General features: G+C 45.7%; 12 protein-coding genes and 2 pseudogenes. All 14 read right to left on the bottom strand.

Translation table 11 applies throughout. The features are described 5' to 3' along the window. Positions 1-543, bottom strand: a 543-nt coding sequence (locus JKK62_RS01070; protein ID WP_201426575.1) for a DUF3991 domain-containing protein, incomplete at its 3' end; no start/stop codon positions are given. 5 nt (positions 544-548) lie between these two features. Then, entirely contained in the window at positions 549-884 is a 336-nt protein-coding gene (locus JKK62_RS01075; RefSeq protein WP_186833912.1) for a DUF3848 domain-containing protein, read from the bottom strand. 16 nt (positions 885-900) lie between these two features. After that, a pseudogene (locus JKK62_RS01080) lies at positions 901-3,366 on the bottom strand (helicase-like domain-containing protein); the annotation flags it as partial. Between the two features lie 47 nt (positions 3,367-3,413). Then, a complete protein-coding gene (gene ltrA, locus JKK62_RS01085; protein ID WP_366502798.1) occupies positions 3,414-5,303 on the bottom strand; it encodes a group II intron reverse transcriptase/maturase in 1,890 nt (629 codons plus the stop codon). 726 nt (positions 5,304-6,029) lie between these two features. Next, positions 6,030-6,944 (bottom strand): DUF8437 domain-containing protein, encoded by a 915-nt coding sequence (locus JKK62_RS18110; protein ID WP_494545956.1) that lies wholly within the window; start codon positions 6,942-6,944, stop codon positions 6,030-6,032. Between the two features lie 2,991 nt (positions 6,945-9,935). After that, positions 9,936-10,976, bottom strand: a pseudogene (locus JKK62_RS18050) (MutS N-terminal domain-containing protein); the annotation flags it as partial. Between the two features lie 413 nt (positions 10,977-11,389). After that, positions 11,390-11,743 carry a TnpV protein gene (locus JKK62_RS01095; RefSeq protein WP_186833881.1) on the bottom strand — a complete coding sequence of 118 codons (354 nt, stop codon included), beginning with the start codon at positions 11,741-11,743 and terminating at the stop codon, positions 11,390-11,392. An 838-nt stretch (positions 11,744-12,581) separates the two neighbouring features. Continuing rightward, the gene (locus JKK62_RS01100; protein WP_366502800.1) at positions 12,582-13,538 is read right to left on the bottom strand and encodes a hypothetical protein; all 957 of its coding nucleotides are present in this window, start codon (positions 13,536-13,538) and stop codon (positions 12,582-12,584) included. Further along, complete coding sequence (locus tag JKK62_RS01105; protein ID WP_201426577.1) at positions 13,528-14,097, bottom strand: hypothetical protein; 570 nt, start codon at positions 14,095-14,097, stop codon at positions 13,528-13,530. Before JKK62_RS01105 ends, JKK62_RS01100 begins: the two co-directional genes overlap by 11 nt. After that, positions 14,078-14,314 (bottom strand): hypothetical protein, encoded by a 237-nt coding sequence (locus tag JKK62_RS01110; protein WP_186833877.1) that lies wholly within the window; start codon positions 14,312-14,314, stop codon positions 14,078-14,080. The genes JKK62_RS01105 and JKK62_RS01110 overlap by 20 nt, the downstream gene beginning before the upstream one ends. After that, positions 14,314-14,637, bottom strand: a complete 324-nt coding sequence (locus JKK62_RS01115) for a hypothetical protein (RefSeq protein WP_186833876.1) — start codon at positions 14,635-14,637, stop codon at positions 14,314-14,316. Before JKK62_RS01115 ends, JKK62_RS01110 begins: the two co-directional genes overlap by 1 nt. Before the next feature lie 143 nt (positions 14,638-14,780). Next, positions 14,781-18,980 carry a SpaA isopeptide-forming pilin-related protein gene (locus JKK62_RS01120; protein ID WP_201426578.1) on the bottom strand — a complete coding sequence of 1,400 codons (4,200 nt, stop codon included), beginning with the start codon at positions 18,978-18,980 and terminating at the stop codon, positions 14,781-14,783. Positions 18,981-19,176: 196 nt separating this feature from the next. Continuing rightward, on the bottom strand, positions 19,177-20,121 hold the full coding sequence (locus JKK62_RS01125; RefSeq protein WP_201426579.1) for a ParB/RepB/Spo0J family partition protein: 945 nt from the start codon (positions 20,119-20,121) through the stop codon (positions 19,177-19,179). Continuing rightward, positions 20,078-20,902, bottom strand: a complete 825-nt coding sequence (locus tag JKK62_RS01130) for a ParA family protein (protein ID WP_186833873.1) — start codon at positions 20,900-20,902, stop codon at positions 20,078-20,080. Before JKK62_RS01130 ends, JKK62_RS01125 begins: the two co-directional genes overlap by 44 nt. Positions 20,903-20,971: the final 69 nt, after the last annotated feature.

The following is a 20,971-nucleotide window of genomic DNA, read 5'->3' on the forward strand; positions in this document are numbered from 1 at the left end:
GCTGCCTGAGCAATCGCCCAAAATTCTCATTCTACCCGTCGCCCGATAGGAAGCGTACCTCGGTTTGTTTTCTGTATCGAAGCCCACAAAAACAACATTATGGTACGGAAGGCTCTCGAAAACTTTACCCTCAGATACGCATTTAGCAACAAGCTCCCGGTCAATTCCTCTGCCGCAAAGATACCTGAAAATCACTCTGTTGGAAGCACTTTTATCAGGCAGAAGCAAGAGCTTTGGCTTGTTGTTTTTCTTCTTATCGGCATACACGGGCGGCTCTGCCGCACATCTGCCTACGATGGTTTCAACAGCTTTTGAAAACCGTAAACCTCGTACTTTAACAAGGTAGTCGAGAGCGGAATAACCTCCGAAACCTCTCGACCACCAATACCATTTGCCGTTGGAAATCTTCAAACTGTCGTGGCTGCGGGTGCAGTAATTGTCGCCGGAGATCTTCACAAGTTCCTGCGGCTCATAGTTCTGCAAGTACGTTAGCAAATCCATTTCTCTCGCTTGGGCGACAGCCTGAGCGTCAACATACGGCATAGCCGTTATCTATCGTCGAGTGCCTGACTTTTCATTTCACGCACCGCCGAAGTCGCACGGTCTTTGATGGTTGCACGGAGCATATCGTTGTAGCTCATATCGTTATGCAGCCATTCGCTGTAAAGTTCATCAAGCGGATGTTTCAGTCGCAGAAGCGCTCTTGCTTCCGTATTGGTGAGATTGCCTTCGCTGATGCTGCACACCAAATCCTCCTTGATAACTTTTTCATAGGCACGGCTCAATGCTTCGTGAGCGGGGAGCTTTTCAAGCTCCTCGTTAAATTCTCTGTTCTCCTGAAGCACTCTCTTTCTGAGAAGCTCGTTATAGTTTTTGTCAGTCATAGTAGTAAAATCCTCCTTATCTGTTTCGGTTGTCCCTGTTTTTTTCGGGTGAGTTATCGCCCTCGTCAGGCTCTCCGCCGACAACAGGAACATCGCCCTTGTTCATATCGAGAAGGGCGTTCAGCTCGGTCAATCGAGCCATCTTCTGTCTGAGTTCGTCCTCTTGGGCGAACGGTTTTTCAACCTCTGTCTTTGCGGTTTCAAGCTGAGTTTTTAGATTTTCAAGCTGTTCCTCCGCTTTGACAAGGCGCTTTTCGATGCCGTCAATGGCGTTATCCAGTCGGGTAATATTACCGATATTATCAATGCCGAGTGAAACGTGATGTGACGCTGCTCCTTTGAGCGTTACAACATAAGCCCGCTCAAAGCTGTCAAAACAAACGTCCATTTTGAAGCCACGGTAGCAGCCCATCAGTTCGTCGTCTGCGCTCATTTTTGCCTTGCAAAATTCAATGATTGCTTTTCCTGCTTCGGCTTTATCAGCGTACTCAACGCCATTGATCGTCATACCGACAAACTTATCATCGACCTCTTTCGGGTGAGCTTTCTGAGTTTCCAAATCAGCTTTCAATCCCTTGATTTTTTCGGTCTGCAAGGCGATTTCTTTCGGATAGAATTTGATTATTTTATCCTCAAGGTCGTACTTCTGAGAGAGGTAATAGGACTTAAGCATTTTCAGCTTGTTTACCTGAATATCCAAATCCATCTTCTCTTTGATGTACGGATTGCCTGTCGCCAACATCTTAATCTCGGCGTAGGAAAGTGCGGTATCATCAATATCCTCAGCGGAACGGACGGGCGATTTGCTCGTCATAATCTGCGCCGAAAACTTTTGCTTACCCTCGACAAGCTGATACATATATGCGTCAAAGGTCTGCTCCGTTACATAACGGTAGATATGAACATCAGTGTTCTCGTTACCCTGTCGGATAATACGTCCCGAACGTTGTTCAAGATCGCTCGGTCGCCACGGACAATCAATATCGTGCAAGGCTATGAGCTTATCCTGAACATTGGTTCCGGCACCCATTTTTTGAGTGGAGCCAAGTAAAACTCTGACTTCGCCCTTACGGACTTTTTTGAAAAGCTCTTGCTTCTGCACCTCAGTTTTAGCTTCGTGAATGAAGCGGATTTCGCTCTCCGGCACACCTCGCTCAATCAGCTTTTTGCGAATGTCCGTATAGACGGAAAATTCATCTTCCGCCTTTGGCGTAGAGAGGTCACAGAACACAAGCTGCGCTGATTTCTTGTCTGCGTTTTCTTCCCATATCTGATAGATATTGTTCACGCAAGCGTTGATTTTACTGCCCTCAAAGTCAGGGAGCATAGGACTAATCATACGCTGGTCAAGAGCGAGTTTTCGTCCGTCGTTCGTGATTTTGAGCATATTATCTACGCTCGGATCTACGCTGCCACCTCTGACTTTATCGGCTCGCTCCGCAAAACTCTCTACCATTTCCTTCTGATAATCAGACGGCTTCACGGCAACATTATGATAGTGGGGAGTGGGCGTCGGCAGGTTTAAAGTGTCCGCCGTCCTTATATCCGCCACCTGTTTGAACATTGCCATAAGTTCGGGAAGATTGTAAAACTTCGCAAAGCGGGTTTTAGTTCTGTATCCCGTACCTTCGGGCTTCAACTCATAAGCGGTAACGGTTTCACCGAAAGTGGAAGCCCAAGCGTCGAAGTGCTGCAAGCCGTTCTCTAACAGGGTATTGTATTGTAAATACCTCTGAATAGTGTACAGCTCAACCATAGAATTGCTTATCGGCGTTCCCGTAGCGAATACGGTTCCTCGACCACCTGTCAGCTCATCAAGGTATCTGCATTTCATAAATAGATCTGAGCTTTTCTGCGCTTCTGTTTGAGCGATGCCGCCGACGTTACGCATTTTCGTTGCGAGGAAAAGGTTTTTATAGAAATGGCTCTCGTCAATAAAAAGCCTGTCTACGCCAAGCTCCTCAAAGGTGACAACATCATCTTTACGGCTTTGGTCGTTGAGCTTTTTCAACTTCGTTTGCAATGATTTACGGCTCTTTTCAAGCTGCTTGATGGAGAAGTTTTCTCCTTTATTAGCTTTGAGTTCCGCTATACCATCGGTAATGTCATCAATCTGCTGTTCGATTAAGGCTCTCTGTCGCTCTATGCTCATCGGGATTTTCTCAAACTGAGAGTGTCCGATTATGATAGCGTCGTAATCGCCTGTGGCTATTCTGCCGCAGAAACGTTTACGGTTTGCGGTTTCAAAATCTTTCTTTGTCGCCACCAGAATATTCGCCGCAGGATAGAGCTGTAAAAACTCCGCAGCCCATTGTTCAGTGAGGTGATTCGGCACAACAAATAAAGACTTGGAGCATAATCCAAGCCTTTTACTTTCCATAGCAGCCGCCGTCATCTCAAACGATAGCGATAGGTAAACCTTTGATGTTATCTCCAGTTTTTCCCCCGCTCCAAACCGTGCGTGACAGTTTCCCGTCACACGGCTTTCCATCGGTGATAATCTTTATAAGAATCTACGTTTCAAACAGATTAAACCTCATATTGTAGCGCTGGCATTTGTGCCTGCGCTCTTAATTTGTTGAGTTTACTCATTTGCCTTTTATTCAGCTTTAACATACCAAGATATTTCTTAATCGTTCTCTCATTACTGGAATGAATTAGAATATGGATTTTGTCAGATACAATAATCAGGTTTTGATAGCTGTCATCACCGCCGTAACATTTCGGCGTTTTATGGTGACAGTCAACCTGATTTGCTTCAAGGAACACACCTGATACTGCACATTTTCCTACTTGTGCAACATACATTGAAATTCTGTTGTCGTTATATTCAATACTTTCTGTGCCACAGGGGTTGTTCATCAAGTGATACAATACCGACATATCTACATTGCCTAAATTCTTATGAATTTCTGCTCTGCCTTGCGGTGTGTACTTATTGATTTTCAACTTTTTGTCCATTGGTACTCTGTGCTGAACATAAGCAATTGGTACAATGGCGTGTTCGTTGATATATCGCACTTCACGACTTTTTCCATATTTCGATTTTATATATCTGTTAGTAATGTTACCTGTTTTGGTAATTCTGTGTTTTAGTCTGTTGTAAAGGCTCTTTTTGACATCAAAAGCGATTTTTTGTATATCAATGTTGACGTGAGTAGCAATACAGTAATAATTGTGAATCCCGATAATATACGAGTTGTATTTCTGTATCAATCGGTATTCCATATTCGGGTCATACGTTTTACGCAAATCCCCGATTATCTGCTTACTCTTATCACGAATTTTGATTAGTGCATTGTCCTTGATATGCGCTTCGATTACATATTTGGGCTGTCCGTTATTCTTTTTGCCTTTTATCCTTACTTTCAGCTTAAAGCCTAAGAATTCAGAATAATGGCGTTTTAGATTAACTATTTTTGACTTCTCAGGGCTGATTTCCAATCCTAATCGTTCCCACAGCCATTTCTTTGTTGCGGCAAATAATTTAACCGCATCAGAATATTTCTTGCAAAATATTTTGAAATCATCTGCATATCTTACGACATAGCACTCTTTCAATTCAGTAAAATCCCTTAATGTTCGGATTAGACTGCTCTTGTCAGGCGTTCCGTTAGCATATATTCTGTGAATATAGTTATGCTCGGTTGGCATTTCTTCCCATTGACTGACTATCCACCAGTCCAGTTCATTCAGAACGATGTTGGATAATAGAGGGGAGATTATTCCACCTTGTGGCGTACCTTTTTCGGGGAAGCCTATTCCTGCCACTTCTGCTTTAAGCATGGCTGAAATGATAGAAAGCAGCTTTTTATCCCTGATACCAAGCGTCCACATCTGTTTCAGCAGTTTTCCGTGATTGACGTTGTCAAAGAACGATTTAATATCAATGTCAATTACGTAATGACAACCGACATTTTGTATCATTCTTTCAGCCTGAGCAATAGCGTTTTCCGCACTATGATTAGGACGAAAGCCGTTGCTTCTTTTGAAAAACTTTGCTTCACAGATAGGCTCTAGCACCTGTAAAATACATTGTTGAATAAGTCTATCCATAATGGTAGGTATTCCTAAAGGTCGGGTTTTGCCATTGCTTTTCGGAATTTCTACTCTACGGACTGCGTTTGGAATATACCAATCCAGCTTTTTCTGGACGTGGGATATTAACGCACTTTCTTTCCACTTATTCAAATCGCTGATTGTCTTATTATCCACACCTGCTGTTTTACTGCCGCTGTTCTTTCTGATATTTCTATACGCCAGTTTGATGTTTTCGGGTGCTTTGATTATTTCAACTAAATTCTTGAAATAACTGCCCTTATTACTCTTTGCGTACAATTCATCAAACACAGCCTGCATATCGTAATATTCAGAGTTGCGGATTTTCTGTTTCTTTAGGGGTCGTGTTCTGTTTGCCAAAGTCAGATACTCTCCTGTTTAGGATTTCGCTTTTCTTAGTCATACTCGAACCTTTGAATTAACGTAGTTTTCAATTTATACATTATCATCGACTGGTGGCTATCCCTCTGCTGTATTTCTACAGCTTCAAAGGTACTGTGCCACCTCTCTCAGCTAAATAAAGAATTGTTATATACAACTGTATTTTCCAATTCACCACTTCATAGTCTGTAACTGACTCCGTGTTTTAGCCTTTCCACGTTCCGATATTCCTATCTATACATATCTACCCGTAGGTGTCCCTCTGAGCCTGTATGCTGGGTGATACCGTTCATATCACAAGGACTTTCATAGTAAAAATTCTTACTTATCCTCACATACTTCCGTATTCGGAAAGGAACATTTCTGCTCCTACGCCTTTTAGACCCGTACTTTCGGGATTTCGTCAGTCAATAATGACATTCTAACCATAGGTAGTTTATAGACCTCCGGCATATCATACACATATTCCACCTCTGGAACACTTTCCACAGCGTTACTGTTTGGGTGTACTTCTGCCGACTTTGGCGAGCTTTATACCGTGATTCTTGTTACATAGAATTACCGCATATCGCAGTTTGTAAGGTAGGTGTTTCAGGGCGTTACCCCTTCATTCCACCTATCGGAATATCAGTTCTCCAAGTCTTTTTAACGAACTCCTTTCAATTTCGTTTTTCATAATAGCTGACTTGTGCGTAACCTTTTCAGTTACGAACGTGTCGCACTCTTTCCTGCCCCAACTGCGTGTGCAAGGAGCGTATTGCCGCCGTATAAAATGTGGGCGACGGCGTTCTTTTGATGTTCTCGGAGTTCAATTTCGGGATTCATACCGCTAAAGGTGATATGACTTCCGTCGTACTCACGGGGGCGAGTGCTGTTGAATTTTTCGTTGTAGAGTTTACAGAGCCGCTCACGGCGCTGCGGATCTTGCCAAATCCATTCCTTGAAGCCTTCTTTGATAAGCTCCTGCTTCTGCAAAGCAATGGTCGTTTCCTTTTTATTCAGGACAGGCTTGCGTTTACCAAACTCGTCCTCGACGTAATCGAAGATACGGACATCACGGAGATTAAGGGTTTCCTCAATGATTTTGTAGGCGTTAATGCGGTCTGTACCGTAAGTGCGGTATGCCTTGATATTCGTAGGATCATAGCTCTTTTTCTCGATGTTCCACTCACTGGTATAGGGCGAATAATGGAGCTTAATATCCCACTGTGCGTAACGGGGAGTATCCAGAAACTCATAGATAAACTGCTGCACTATCTCAGGCGGTATCCAAGTAGCGCCGAGCCTGACGGATATTTCGGAAGCCGTCAAAGGCTCAGGCTGCACCTTTTCAAGAGCCTGAACATTGATAGAATATTCAGGCTTATTAGCCGCCGCAGCTCGTGCAATTTCAAGTTTTTCCCGGACATTACCGGAAAGATACTCGTCCGCTATCAGGTATTTGTCCTCATAGTGCGGATTGCCTTCGTGCAACGGGTTCAGATAGATTACGCCTTTGAGTTCGTTGTAAATCTCCTGTTCGGATTTGCCTGTCAGCTCACGCATATAGTCCATATCGACCTCTGCTTTTTCTCCCATAGAAACGGCGAGCGCTTCGGAAGCTGTATCTACCGAGGTCACGGGTTTGTATGCTCTGACGGTACGCTTATAGAAAATATCCGCCTTGCGTTCAAGGTTGCCCTCATCATCAAGTACCTCCAATGAGGACAGGAGCGAATAGGAGCTGTCCCGTGAGAACGCCATATTATTGGCACGGCTGCTGATCAGTCCGTACTGTTTTGTGAAGCTGTCATACAGCGTATTCAGGCGTTCCATTTCCGCTTTTATCTCGCTGTCGGGATAATCTTCCGTCTGTAATTCCAACAGATGACGGACGGAATTGCGGATTTGAATTAAGCCCTTTATTCTGTTTTCAGCCGTCGCCGACATATCGACGGGCGACATTCGGCTGTTCTCTCTAAAGTAGATTACGTCGTCAAGCAGCGTGTATGAGAAGTTCCTGACAGTCGGATCAGCGGGAATAGAATTGTCTTCTTCCTCCAGCTCCTCGTCCTGCTCATATTCGTCAATCTCGCCGTGAATATTGGCTACGGCTTCATCGAGCAGGCTTTCAAGGTCTGCGTTTTCATACGGTACGCAGGTAGATTCCTGACCGAAACGCCCGGATACCATTTGCATATCACCGAGAATCATTTCGGGGTGCTGAACAAAATAGCTGTTCATTCGGATACCGTTTTCATCGGTATCAAGGTGTACCCAATCAGGTTCAATATCTACGATACGGTCACGCTTTTGAAGGATAAGAATATCCGATACTACCTCTGTGCCAGCGTTACCCTTAAAGGTGTTATTCGGTAAGCGGATTGCTCCGAGCAGCTCGGCTCTCTGAGCAATGTACTTCCTGACAGCAGGACTTTCTTTGTCCATCGTGCCTTTAGAAGTTACCAACGCCATAACGCCGCCCGGACGGAGCTTGTCGAGGGATTTAGCGAAGAAGTAGTCGTGAATAAGAAAATGGTTTTTATCGTAACGCTTGTCGGCTACGCTGAAATCGCCGAACGGAACATTACCGACAACGCCGTCAAAGAAGCTGTCGGGTATCTCTGCTTCCTCAAATGGTTGTGCCGCAATAGAGGAACGCTGATAGAGCTGCTGTGCGATACCTGCGGAAATTTTATCAATCTCAACGCCATATACACGGCTGTTCTCCATACTTTGCGGCAGCATACCGATAAAGTTACCGATACCGCAGGAAGGCTCCAAGATATTGCCTTCCTTAAAGCCCATCTGTGCCATCGTCTTGTAGATAGCGGCGATCACAACAGGCGGCGTGTAAAATGCCGTCAACGTGCTTTCTCTTGCGGAGTTATATTCTTCGGGAGATAGTAAGCCGTAAAGCTCCGTAAACTCGTCCGACCAAGCTGAATTGTTCTCATCAAACGCTTCGGGAATACCGCCCCAGCCGACGTACTGAGCGAGGATTTGTTGTTCTTCGGGTGTGGCAAATCTGTTATCAAACTCACACTCTTTTAAGACACGGATTGCTTCAACATTTCTGCGAAAACGTGCCTTTTTGCCAACCTCCTCAAGCTCAAAACCTTTAAGGTCAAAGGTGTGTCGGTCTGCCATAGGAATGTCTGGGTGAAGGTCAAAGGTCTGTGCCTTTACTCTCGGCTGACGCTCCCAAGCGGGTGTGATTTCTTCCTGCTGTGCCTGTTGTTCTTCAATGGCACGGCGAACAAAACCAACTTTTTCAACCCTTACAATCGGGAAGCCTGTATCACTTTGAAAGGTAAGGTCTTGCAGGCTGACATCTCCGTACATATTGACTTTGATAACTTCAAATTCACGGTCGTCAAGCCGTAACCGCTTGCCAATCAAATCCTGATTTGCTCCGTCTTGTTCAGGAGCAGTCAAGTCGAAAGTGATAGAACGAAGCTGCGGCTCATTCCCGGATTGTTCCTGTTCCCGTGCAGCGTCATTAGCGTCTACATATACCTGTTGAATAAACGGATCATTGTTCAGCTTATCTTCATCGACAAGCTGACCGTTGACTATCCCTGCGTCCGCAAGCTGCTGACGGATAACGACAGGATCTATATCATCAAGAACATCGTTTACTTGCTGAACAGACGAACGCTCGTCAAGCTGTTGTTTCAGATATTCGACAAGCTCATCAACCTCGGGATTTTGCCAAGAGGGATCATCTGTCTTGATATAATCCTCAATGAAAGTATCCTTACCGTCGATACATTGAATAAAGTCCAGACTGCCGGGAAGTTCTTTGGTGTTCATCAAACCAAAGGCTTTCAATTTGTCGGCAGGCAATTCAAAGTAAGCCGACAGCGCTTCATCTCGGTTTTGATACTCTGTAACCTTAAGCGGTGCTGCTCTCAGATCATCGACAACATAATAGTGGTCGATAAAAGATCCGGGAGGACTGCTATACGGAGTATGCACTACCTCGGCTACATCGTCATCGGGTTCATAGAACGGAGCAAGTTCCTCGTCGGACACATATATGAGGTCGGAAAACTCCATACCGTCCAGACCGTTCTCAACAATATCCTGCAAGGAATCATACTGCTCGGTACGGACTAAGGTGTCATCAACCCAAGTTTCAATGCGATAATCTACAAGATTTACATTGGCTGTGATTTCGTGCTGCTCGTCCTCTGTTGTTGTGTAACCGACGTTAATTGAGGATAAATCATCAGGTAAATCTGGAACATCCTCAACGCCAAACTCTTTTTCAATATATCCTCGTATAAGCTCTGACGCTCGATTCATCAGAATATCATACTCGGATTGCGGCTGTGGTTGGTCGATGATTTCAAAACGCTGTAACGGGTTAGGCAGCCTGTCGATAAAATCGTGGGGCATTGTATTACCTTCTGCGTCCTTGTAAAGATAGACCGCCATTTTTACATCAAAGGTGCTTTCCTCTTTGATGTCCCTTTCAAGCATTGTGGGATTGGTGTACTCAATAGAGTTCTCAACCTCGCCGGAAGCATTGAGGTAGTCAATTCTGCCAACAGGCTGGGACTGAATTGGCTCGTGTGCTCTGTCGGATTCCATAAGATAAAACTTACGGCTATGATTCTCGTCAATATTCGAGATACCGACCTTATGTCCTCTGTCAAGGAGCATATTCAGATTGGTTTCAAGCCTGCTTGCAGGAAATCCGCACATCTTAATATCTTCTTCGGAAGAAATCCTGCGCCTTGTTAATTGCAGCCCCAACGCCTGAGATACAATCTCTGCGTCGTCGCCCATAGCTTCCAAAAACTCGCCAATTCTATACAGAATGATGGTGTCGGGATTTTCGTCCTTCAATCTGAAATACTCCTGCATAAGCGGATTGTATTTTGAATAGTCACGCTCAGTGCTTTCCTGTTCTTTTTCGGGGTGAATGGCGACCTTCAAATGGTCGTTCATCGGGTTTTCTTTGACCTTTGCGTCAAATTCAGCCCTCGGCATTTCCTTGTTAAATAACGGGAAACTCTTATCAAAGAGCATTACACGGTCGTCGTCAAGGGATATAAGCTCATACTCGCTTGCGCCGATATAAACCGACGCACCGAGAGTATATCTGTACTCATATTCAGTGGGTGCAGGCGCAGTCTTTTCTGTCGGCGGCGTGTACATCGCTTCACGGATTTCACGTTCTGCGGCTCTCTCTGCCCGTAGTTCTTCTTGCCGTTCAAGCCATTTCGGATAATACTCCTTTTCTTTCGGATTAAGATAGCGGTCAAGTTTGATAAGCTCGCCTATACGTTTTTCAACGTAATTCCAGGTGAGCTTTTGTTTGGGAGCGTTCTCACCATAACCGATACTCAATTCGATACCTTTACCGTCGTGCATTTCTGCAACGCCTGAGTATGGTACTGCGTTGGACGAGCCGCCCCAGCCGTATTCGCTTTTCAAAAATGAAATGTTTTCAGCTTTTGACAGTGACTTTTGAAACTGCTCATAAATCCGCAGCTTACCTTCGGATACACCGCTTCCTCTTGTAAGCGCTGCGTCGATAAGCTCCTGAGAAAAAGAAAAGGCAGGATTGTTACGTCCTGCCGATTCTGTAATGAGTTGTAGCTGTCCGTCCTGTGACGGTAAGGGTTTTATAGAGCTGTGCAGCATATCGAGCATTCGCATAGCTTCAAAGTGTCCGGCAACAGCGTCCCAACGATGAAAGCTCTGTCCTTCACGGCTGGGATAGCGTCCTTTCCAAATGAGCAAACCGTTCTCGTAGGTTTTATAACCTACACGGGTATCATCAGCAAGGATAATCTCCGTAAAATCATCGTTGAATATGCTGCGGATATACTCTGTACGCTTTTGAATATCTGAATAGCTTTCAAAATATCCTCTGATTTCTTCAAGGCTTGCCTTGAGGTGGGGTGTAGTAGCGAGGATTTCGTTGACAACTTCATCGACGCCGAAAAACGGGTGCTTCCTGCGTTCGCCTTCTTCGTCAAAGATGTTAAAATTGGTATCACCTCTAACAAAACGGTCATCGTTGGTGATAGAAGAAACAGGCTCATTTGACTGAGCCTGTTCATCGGGATTTAAGCGTAAATCACTTCCGCCTGCACGATCTCCTGCACCGAGTGTCTGAGGTTGTTCATCAGGCGTGTCCACTTCAACGGATCTGCCGCTTTCAGTTTCTCTGTCACGCCTTCCTGAGCTGCCATCTGTTTGAGCAGGCGTTCCTCCATCTCCAGCGCCCTCTGTTCGGTTTCCGCCAAGTGTTCGGTCAGCTTGCCCTTCGTCAGCAGATTGGTATAGAGGATTCTGCGCTGACGGTACAGATATTTTCTCCTCATCTGAGCGTACTGTCCCAGCTCCACCTTCGGCTGTTCGGGAAGCGTCAGGTTGGGAAGCAGATAATCGCCCTGCATTGTGTAAGTCAGTTCTGCCATCTTCAAAACTCCTTTCATTGTTTCTGTCATTAGTATATTCGGGTTGCCTGTTTTCCGCAAATGTGCGATTTTGACGGTTCAGTGCCAAAACAGTCTTAGAAATCTCCGACAAGCCCATCTCGGCGATCGCTCCGGTAGCTACACCGAGGGCGTTAAGGGTGTCATCAGAATTGAAATTGACGACGTTACGGAAATCATCATCGTCAAAATACATATCGGTATTGACGCCAAGCCTTGTCATCATCATATAGGCGACGCTGTTCGTCAAAAGTTCCTTATACATAGCCGTTACGCTGTCCTCGCCTAAATCTTCAAGGAAGGTGTCGTTTGTGCTGAGAAGCAAGTCCCTGATATAATCAGGAGCGTTATCCTCAACGGCGTTGTTTGCCGCCGACATTATCGCTTTTGCAAGGCTACCCTTATCTTCGAGATCACCGAAAGTGTTTTCAAGCGTCGTGATTACTTCTTCTGTATATTCGGGCTGCATAGTCCAAATAGGGACAGCTCTTGCGTATTCGCCTGCGTGTGTATCGGATATATCGAAGTAGTGTACTAATTTCTGTGAAACGCCGTCGTGCCTTTCAAAGACGGCAATGCCTTTTGCTCCTCTGTTTACCCAACGTCCGAAAGTTCTGTTCCACCGCTCTATCTGGAGAACGGCGGTTGCTTCCGGCTTTTGTGCGTAAACAAGGAGCTGTTCGTCAAAGCGCAGTCTGTAATTGTAACAGGCTGAGCGTAAAAAAGCCGCCCATTTATCAGGCGACAACACCTCTTTTGAGGTGTCTAAATACAGTTTTGAGATAAGGTCAAACTTTCTCGCCATAGGAAAAGCACCTCCTTATCTTGCGTCGTGGCTTCTGTTCTTTGGTTTGATAGGTGTCCCTTTCTCTGTATAGTTCTTCGGATCGGCTGCCGGAGTATGCCAGCCGAACATAGAGCCTGCCTTCATTGCTTCATACTGAGCAGGCGATACGCCGATATTACGATTCATCTCGTCAACAAGTCTGCGATTTTCACTTGGTCTGCCGTTACCTGATTTTGAATCGGTATATCCCATTTCGCCCTTATTGATAATGCCAATCTTGTTTTCGGATTGTACGAAAACATAGCATTGATTGGGCAGGGACGCACGGAGAGGAATAACGATATTGCCAGTTCTTTCGCAAAGCTCCGCAAATTCGCAGATATGGCGTAAATTGATACCGTATTCAAAATGATAATCGTCGATATATCGGCAAACGTATCTTGCGGGAGCGTCACGCACGGTATCTTTCTCCTCGGTTGACTTGATGATGATTTCGTCGCCGTCCTCGATTCTGAATTTCTCGTTGTAATGAGAATCAATGAAACGGATACCTTTCTCTGCTTTTTCAAGATGGCTATCAAGCCAACCCTTCTTGTAGCAGTAGCAGTAAAGATTGTAGTTGCCCTTGTAAGGGTTAAGCCGCATAAGGAAGGCGTATTCCTTCGTGTTTACCCTCACGCCGTAATCAACGCCTGTATTATAAGCGAATACGTTGTCACTGTTAATACAAAAATCTTCCAGTTGATCACGGTTGGATAGAAAACCGCCTTTCTCTCTGAAAGAGTTGATGACGGTATCAATATCCTTCTTGAAATCGTCCGTATTCAAATCATCACGAAAGCCGTTCCACGTTGAGAAAAATTCCGTTCCAAGCGTACCCATATCCGCACGGAGATAACCGATCAAGCCTGTCTGAGAGGAGATTTGCTGACTGTTACGATAGGTGTACAGCCATTCCTTACCTTTCAGCGGTGCGGCATTACTTTCCACAAAATGCACCTTCCTTATCACAGAAGTGCATAATACCAAGAGCGTCAAGCACCTTTTCGCCGATGCTTTCGGTTACATCGCCGATAATACTGAAATCAAAATCATCATTGTCGATCTCGGTGAACAGGCGCTGCACCTTGCTTAACGGAGCGTCCTTCTTGATAGCAAGATACTTGCAATAAGTAACGCCATCACGGTCAATATGGTAAGACAGAAAATCGCCGCTTTTGTCGACGTACCATTCTGCAATGTCGTAGTCTGTATCAAAGCATTCGCCAAGATTGCCGGAGTCGATTGTCTGAATGCCAAAGCCGTCGTCCTCGTCGTCATCGTAGCCCTCAAACAAAGCTAAGGCAATAATCGGCTGACCAATGCTTACCTTGCTGAGATGACTGACCAATTCATTAAAATAGTGGTAATTGAAACCATAAATAATGGCGTTTATATCGTCCTCGCCGATGTCGGGCATTTCCTTTTTAAGCATTGCCTTAAAACACGGCGCGCCGGGATTGATACTTGTCCAGATAATGGTTCTTTTGTTATTCGTTGTGTTGTTCATCAAACATACCTCCAAGATAAGAATAGAGCTTGTTGCTCTTTGTGTATTGTTGTAATTCGGATATGATACTCATATCCTGCACGGTTAATCCTTCGATGCGGAAAACATTCTGAAAGTTGATACTCTGCAAGTCCTTTTCGGATTTGAAGCCCGCTTCAAAAAGTTTTGTCAGCACCTTAAACCTTTGCTGGGGTGTGATAGTGGTTTTATCAGCCATTAGTTACCCTCCTTGTCTAAGGCGTAGTTCGTGTATGCGATAACGCCTTTGTTTCTTCTTCGGCGGGCAGCAGGCGAGCAGCCGAGTTCCGGGAGAATTGCCTGAATCTTCTGCCTTGTCCGCCGAACGCTCTCAAAGCCGGGACAGCCCAGCTCCTTATAGTTGGTCATAACTTCTTCAAAGGAGAGGTGTGTGTTACCGTGAGTTTCGCTTATGCAATCACGGCAAACGTAATAATATAATCTCATATCGTCGTCACGAGCGTCGGGAGTTGAGATCAGTACGTTTAACACCATATTCTCCACGGTTTTTAACTTATACATTCGTACCTCCTAAAACTGACGGGCGACCTTTTGAGCCGCCCGTCGTGTTGATAATCACTTCTTGTTGTTGCGGTTCTTGATCTGAAGAAAGATAAAACCGCCGATAATGAAAACAAGTAAAACGATAGCAATAATCACTTTCATTATGCCGCCTCCTTGTTATGCTTCTTTCTCTTTCTTACAAGAGCTGTCACGCAAGCCGCAATACCGGCTGCCGAAATACCGCCGATCATTAGCCAAAGGCTGCCCGGAGCACTGTCATCGCCTGTCTGCGGAACGTGGATTTTTTCGTTGTGCATTTTAACGCTGGCGGTCTTGCCGTACTCAATCTCGACAACCTCATCATCAGGAAGAATATATCCTGCGGAAGCGTCGTTATTCACCTCAGATACGACATACTTGCCAATGCGTAAACCCTCAATGAGAATTTCGCCGTTCTTATCTGTCTTAAAGGTCTTGTCATAGCCATTCTCGCCTGTTACACGGAAGGAGATACCTTCAACCTTATTATCGGAAGAAGTCTTTACGATTTTGAGCGAGCCTTTCATAGCTTCATTCAGGAAGCCCTTGCCTGCGTCGTTCTCAACATCGTAGGTCTTACCGTCAGTTTCGATAAAGACGGGATAGGTGTTTTCATCGAGGACAAAGCCGTCGGGAGCCTTCTTCTCTTTTACAAGATAGTGACCGTAAACAAGGTCGTCCATCTCATAAATGCCTGTGTCGGTTTCCTTGATTTCGCCGAGCAGTTTGTCGTCCTTGTCGAGCTTGCCGTCAGCGTTGGTGTCGGAATAGATTTCAAATACTGCGCCTGTCAGCTTGTTGTCGGGATAATCAGCGTCAACCTTCGTAGTCTTTACATTGCCACGAATATGCTCGTTGACAATCTCGATTTCAACAACATCGCCGTCCTTGCCGATTGTAACGGGATAGACGGTATCATTGAGTACAAAACCTGTCGGCTGTTCGATTTCTCTGACATACCAAGTGCCGTAAGGGATAGTATCCTCGCCAAAGGTAAAGCTGCCGTCCTCGGCTGATTCTGTTGTCAAGGTTGCGTTTTCCGCAGTAAACTCTGCGTCTGCGCTCTTAAACAGTCCGATCACTGCGCCGCCAAGCGCTTCGCCGTTCTCGTCAATTTTTTTACCGGATACAGTACCGTAAATCAGCTCATTGGTGATAGGCTCTCCGTCATTCACGGTGAGGTCAACGGTCTTAGTATTTTCGCCCTCGTATTCAAATACAACGGGGAATTTGGTGTCGGTCAAGATATAATGCTCGTCGGTGGCAAGCTCCTTGACATAGTAACTGCCAAAGGGAAGGTCTGTACCCACAAAGCCGTTGTCGTTTTCATCAAGCGTGATAATCTCAATCAAGCCGTCTGCGGGAATGGTAGTTCCGCTTGCGGATACAAGCTCCTCGGTAGCGAATAAGCCAAAGGAAATATTCTTGATTTCCTCATTAGTGCCGATGTCAAACGGCTCATTGGTTTCAAGCCACTTTTCGAGGTTTACATTGACTTTCTGCCTTTCGTTGTAGAACGATGTAGAGGTTTCAGTAATCTCTACGGTCTGATCGGCGTAGGCAAGTTCTACGTTATGGATTTCATCACTGAGTACCATTCCGTAGGGAGCGTGGATCTCCTTGATTTCGTACTTGCCAAGATAAAGCGCCTTGCTTTTTGCAAAGCCGTCATTACCTGTTGTAACGGTATCTACAAGGTCGCCCTTGTGATTGCGGACTGTGCCGTCGGGAGTGATAATATCTTCTGCGGCACGGATTTCATAGGTAGCGCCTTTCAGTCCTGCGGTTTCATAAACAGGCTGGTAAATGGTGGGGATTTCATTGCCCTCATCATCAGCACCGCCGCTGACATTTACGCCATAGAAAACTTCGCCCTCTTTGGCAATGGTAATCTTGCCTTTCTGAGCGTAGTTCGGCTTCTTTACCTTAGTCAAAACAATGCTGCCCTCCTCTGTGGAGTTTTCTTCTGTGATGTCAAAGGTGATGGGTGTACTGTCAAGCACATAGCCGTGCGGAGCCTGAACCTCTACGAGCTTGTAGCCCTTATCGTACACGAGCATTTCGGGAGTGATAAGATAGCCCTCGCTGTTGGTGTAGAATGTGTCGATTGTGAGATTCGAGGGGTACGGAACGGACATAGTGATCAGAGTATTATCGGGTGCATAAATCTGGAATCCTGCTCCCTCATAGGGGATGGTTCTTCCTGATTCAGCATCCACCTTAACAACCTTAAGATAGGACTCGAAGATATCATTATTAATGATGAAGCTGTACGGCTTAGAGTTGTCGCAGACGAATACATCGAAGTCGTCAACATAGTGTCTGCCTTCCCAGCCGTAGGTCTGATGGACGGTGTAAGTGCCATAAGGCAGCTTCTTTGATTTTGCGTATCCCTTTTCGTCGCAGATAAGGGTATCACGCTCGCTGTCCTTTGCTTTGTCAAAACTACCTGCGCTTTTGAGAAAGAGCTGAAACGTGGCTCCTTCTTCGGGTGTTTCGATTTTGGTCTGTCCCTGATCGGTGTGCTTAACGATTTCAATTTCGCCCTTGATGATCTGTTCGGTAACGCCGACAGATACGGGGTTATGCTCAACGGTGTAGTTCTTCGCTTCTGCGCCGACATTGTAAACTGTTTCGTTGAGAAGATAGCCCTCGGAAGGCTCAATCTCTCTGATAGTCCAATTATCGCCGCAAACATATTCCTTTGTGGTGAATTTGCCGTCCTTGTCGGTGGTGTAGGTATCAATCAGCTTATCGCCGTCATAGATGCCGTACTTTGCTCCGGCAAGCGTAGCGTCGCCCTGTGCCTTCTTTGTTTCAGCATCGGTCTTTTCTACGGTTACGGTAAACTTCTTCAAAACATTGGTAAATTCACGTTTAGTCGCCTTGTCCCAAACAACGGGTGCAGTCTGTGACTCCGGAACAACGTAACGAATTGCAGTGTCCACTTCTTCAAGGGTGTAGGGCTTATCGCCGCTTACAAGGATATTCTTAAAGTTGGCTACGCCGTTCTTGTCAGTGGTAGCATACTCGTCAACCTTTGCGCCTGAGAGTGATGTGCCGTAAAGGTGGAATTTTACGCCCTCGTTGAAATTATCCTCAGAGGTCTTTACGACCTGAAGTTCACCACGCTTCAGAATATTGCTGAATTTAACAGTTGCGGTTTTGCCGCTTTCGACCTTAACGGTCTGCGCCTTCTGATCCTCGTATCTTTCCTCGGTAACCTCGGTTACGGTGTATGTTCCTACCTTGAGGTCATCAATCTGAAATTCGCCCTTTGCGTTGGTGGTAACGGTCTTGCTGTAATTGTCAGCGCCCGTGACCTTAAACTTGATACCTTCGATCTTTCCGTCGTCGGAGGTCTTGACGATTTTGAGTGAGCCTGCCGAGGTCTTAACAGCGAAATACGCCGTCTTGGTTTCTGTGTCGGACTGAACGCCTGTTACAACGTCCTGCTTTGTAGAGCTGCCGCAAGCGACAAGGGTAGTCGTTACCTTCGGCATATTCTTGGTTGCGCTGAATACAAGCTCATCAGGAATTGCCTTCGTCGATGTCAGTGTAATGCTGTTACCCGAAACAGAAACAGATACGTCGCCTGTTTTCTTGAAGGTGTAATCGGACAAGATTTTGTTGCTGTCAGTCAGCGTAAGGCTGTACTTACCGTCGCTGTATTTCAGCTCCTTAACGTTGCTCTTTGCTTTTGCCTGTGTATCGTAGGAAAAACTCGGAATCACGTTATAGCTGTTGAGCTTGGCAATAATCTTGTTGTAGTTGGTCTTTACGTTCGGATTGTGGTCGCCTGCGGTGATACCGTCAATAAACTTGGAATTGCTGAGCTTGAACGTAGAAGCGTCACGACAGCCTGTGCAGAATTCCCATACAACCAACTGTGTAGCGATCCACTTCTGACCGTCTGTTCCGACAAGACCGGAGCTGTTTCCTGACTTTCCGAAAAGAAGGGCAAGATTAATAGCTTTCTTCTGAGCCTTGCTGAGTGCGTTCCACGCAGCCGAAGCATCTGTTGTCAGGGTGTTGCCTGAATAGAGCGAGTGTCCCGGCTCCAAACAGTAAGCGTCCTTGCCGTCTGCATAGATTCGGCAGAGTTCCTCGCCGACAGTTCCGACGGTGTAGCCGCCGTGTTCTGTGTACTTCACGAATGTGATGATGTTATCGCCTGTGTCATAGCAGTAGTCAAAGGTGATGGTCACCTCTTTGCCTGCGGCATTGGCGGGGATGATTAAGATTGAGGAAACGACAGCGATAACGGCTAAAAGAATTGCCGTAATACGCTTGGCGTTCCTCTTGTTGAATACTTTTGTCATTGGTTTACCTCCATAATTTTTTGAATTGAAATTGTGTGTTTGATTGACTTGCCTGCCCTATTAGAGAAAGATATATGATTAAGAGATAGAGTTATAATAAGAGATAGTATTATATCTTTCTTTTCGGATAGTACAGGTAGTCTTAGGGGTTAGAGTGTGAGGAAGGGGGAAGTCAAAAAAATATGTTTTGCATTTCCTACCTGCTGTCACGCTCTGAACGGTGGCGCAGATACTTGGCGTAGTGCTCCAGAGCCTTGCACACATAGTCCTCCGTGTCCTTCAACTGAACATTCTTCGGGATCAGGCTTCGTACTCTGTCACCACGCAGCACAATGCGCTCACGCTGGTTGGGTTTTTCTTCCGACATAATCGCTTCAACAGCTTCCGCCGTCAGTTTGCCGCTTTCAAACATTTTCCTCATTCGGATTGTCTGGTCGTGCGACGGTGTGCAGTCGTTAATGTCAATCTGCTCTACAACGTCACGCTGACTATCCTCGTCAAGATAGGACAACTCAACGGCAGGACGCATTTTGATTCTGCCCTCGTCCACATACTCTAAAAGTTCGGGAACAAGGTTAGTTAAGCGGATATATCGTCTTATTTGGTCTTTGCTTTCTCCAACCTGTTCGCTGAGTTCTACATCAGAACGTCCGCCACCTAACTTAGTCGCCACTGGCGACGAAGTTAAATCTGTTCGTTTTCCTTGCCTGTTCATAGCTTCTAACCTCATTTTGTAAGCAAAGGCTTTCTCGCTGGGAAGGATTGTTGTACGCTGAAAATTGCTCTCAACCATATATACAACTGCTTCGTCACGGGTTAAGTCCTTAATCTCACTTCTGAGGGTGGAAAGCCCGGCAAGCTCACAAGCTCGCTTTCTGCGGTGTCCGCTGACAACCTCATATCGTCCGTCCTCTTTCTGACGGAGAACGGCAGGCGTTAAAACGCCGTTTGTCTTGATACTCTCGACAAGCTGAACCATATCCTCATCATCTCTGACGTGGAAAGGGTGATCGGGAAAGTCATCAATCAAGTCAAGCGGAATATCTCTGATTTTTTCGAGCCTTGCGTCATCCCGTTCATCCTGTGTGGAGAAAAGGTCATCGAGCGTCGGCAGAGCGAAGTCGCTCTTTCTGTCTGCCACCTGACAACACCTCCTTTGTGAAATCAGCGTATGCCTGTGCTACCTTGCTGTTAGGCTCGTAGGCGTAAATACTTTTGCCTTTGGAAGTTACCTCGGCGGCTTTGACCGCTATCGGGATTTTTGCTTTGTAGATTTTAACAACGCTTCCAAAGTTGTTCCGTATTGCGTCCACAGTGCTTTTAGCAAGGTTTGTCCTGTTATCGACGAGCGTCAGCAAAATGCCGTCAATCGCCAAATTAGGATTTGTATGTGCCTTTACCTTTGAAACAGTCCGAAGAAGCTGTGTCATAGCCCTTGCAGGCAAATACTGAGCCTGAACAGGGATAATCACGCTGTCTGCCGCCGTCAAAGCGTTCAAGGTCAACATACCGAGTGATGGTCTGCAATCAATCAGGATGTAGTCGTAATTTGACTTAACCATATTAAGATAACTCTTTAAGATGTTCTCACGGCTCATAGCCGTCACAAGGTACATCTCCAAGCCCTCCAAATCCGTGTTGGACGGAATAAGGTCAACTCCTTCGTTATGATGGAGTATGCCGCTTTCGGGGTTGGTTTCGTTATCTCTGATAATCTCGTGCATTTTCGTAGCGAGGGTAACGGGTATCTCGTCAACACGCTGCCAGCCTAAACAGGTCGTCAAATCGCCCTGCGGATCAGAGTCAACAACGAGTACACGTTTACCTTTATTCGCCAAGCCTATGCCCAAGTTCATTGTGGTAGTCGTTTTTCCGACGCCGCCCTTCTGATTGCATATAGCAATAGTTTTGCAGTTTGGCATTCGTTTTCCTCCTTTCAAATAGTTTTATAGCTGTCCTGCAAAAACAGCTATGTAACTTTTCCGCTTATT

This window comes from Ruminococcus difficilis, assembly GCF_016680995.1.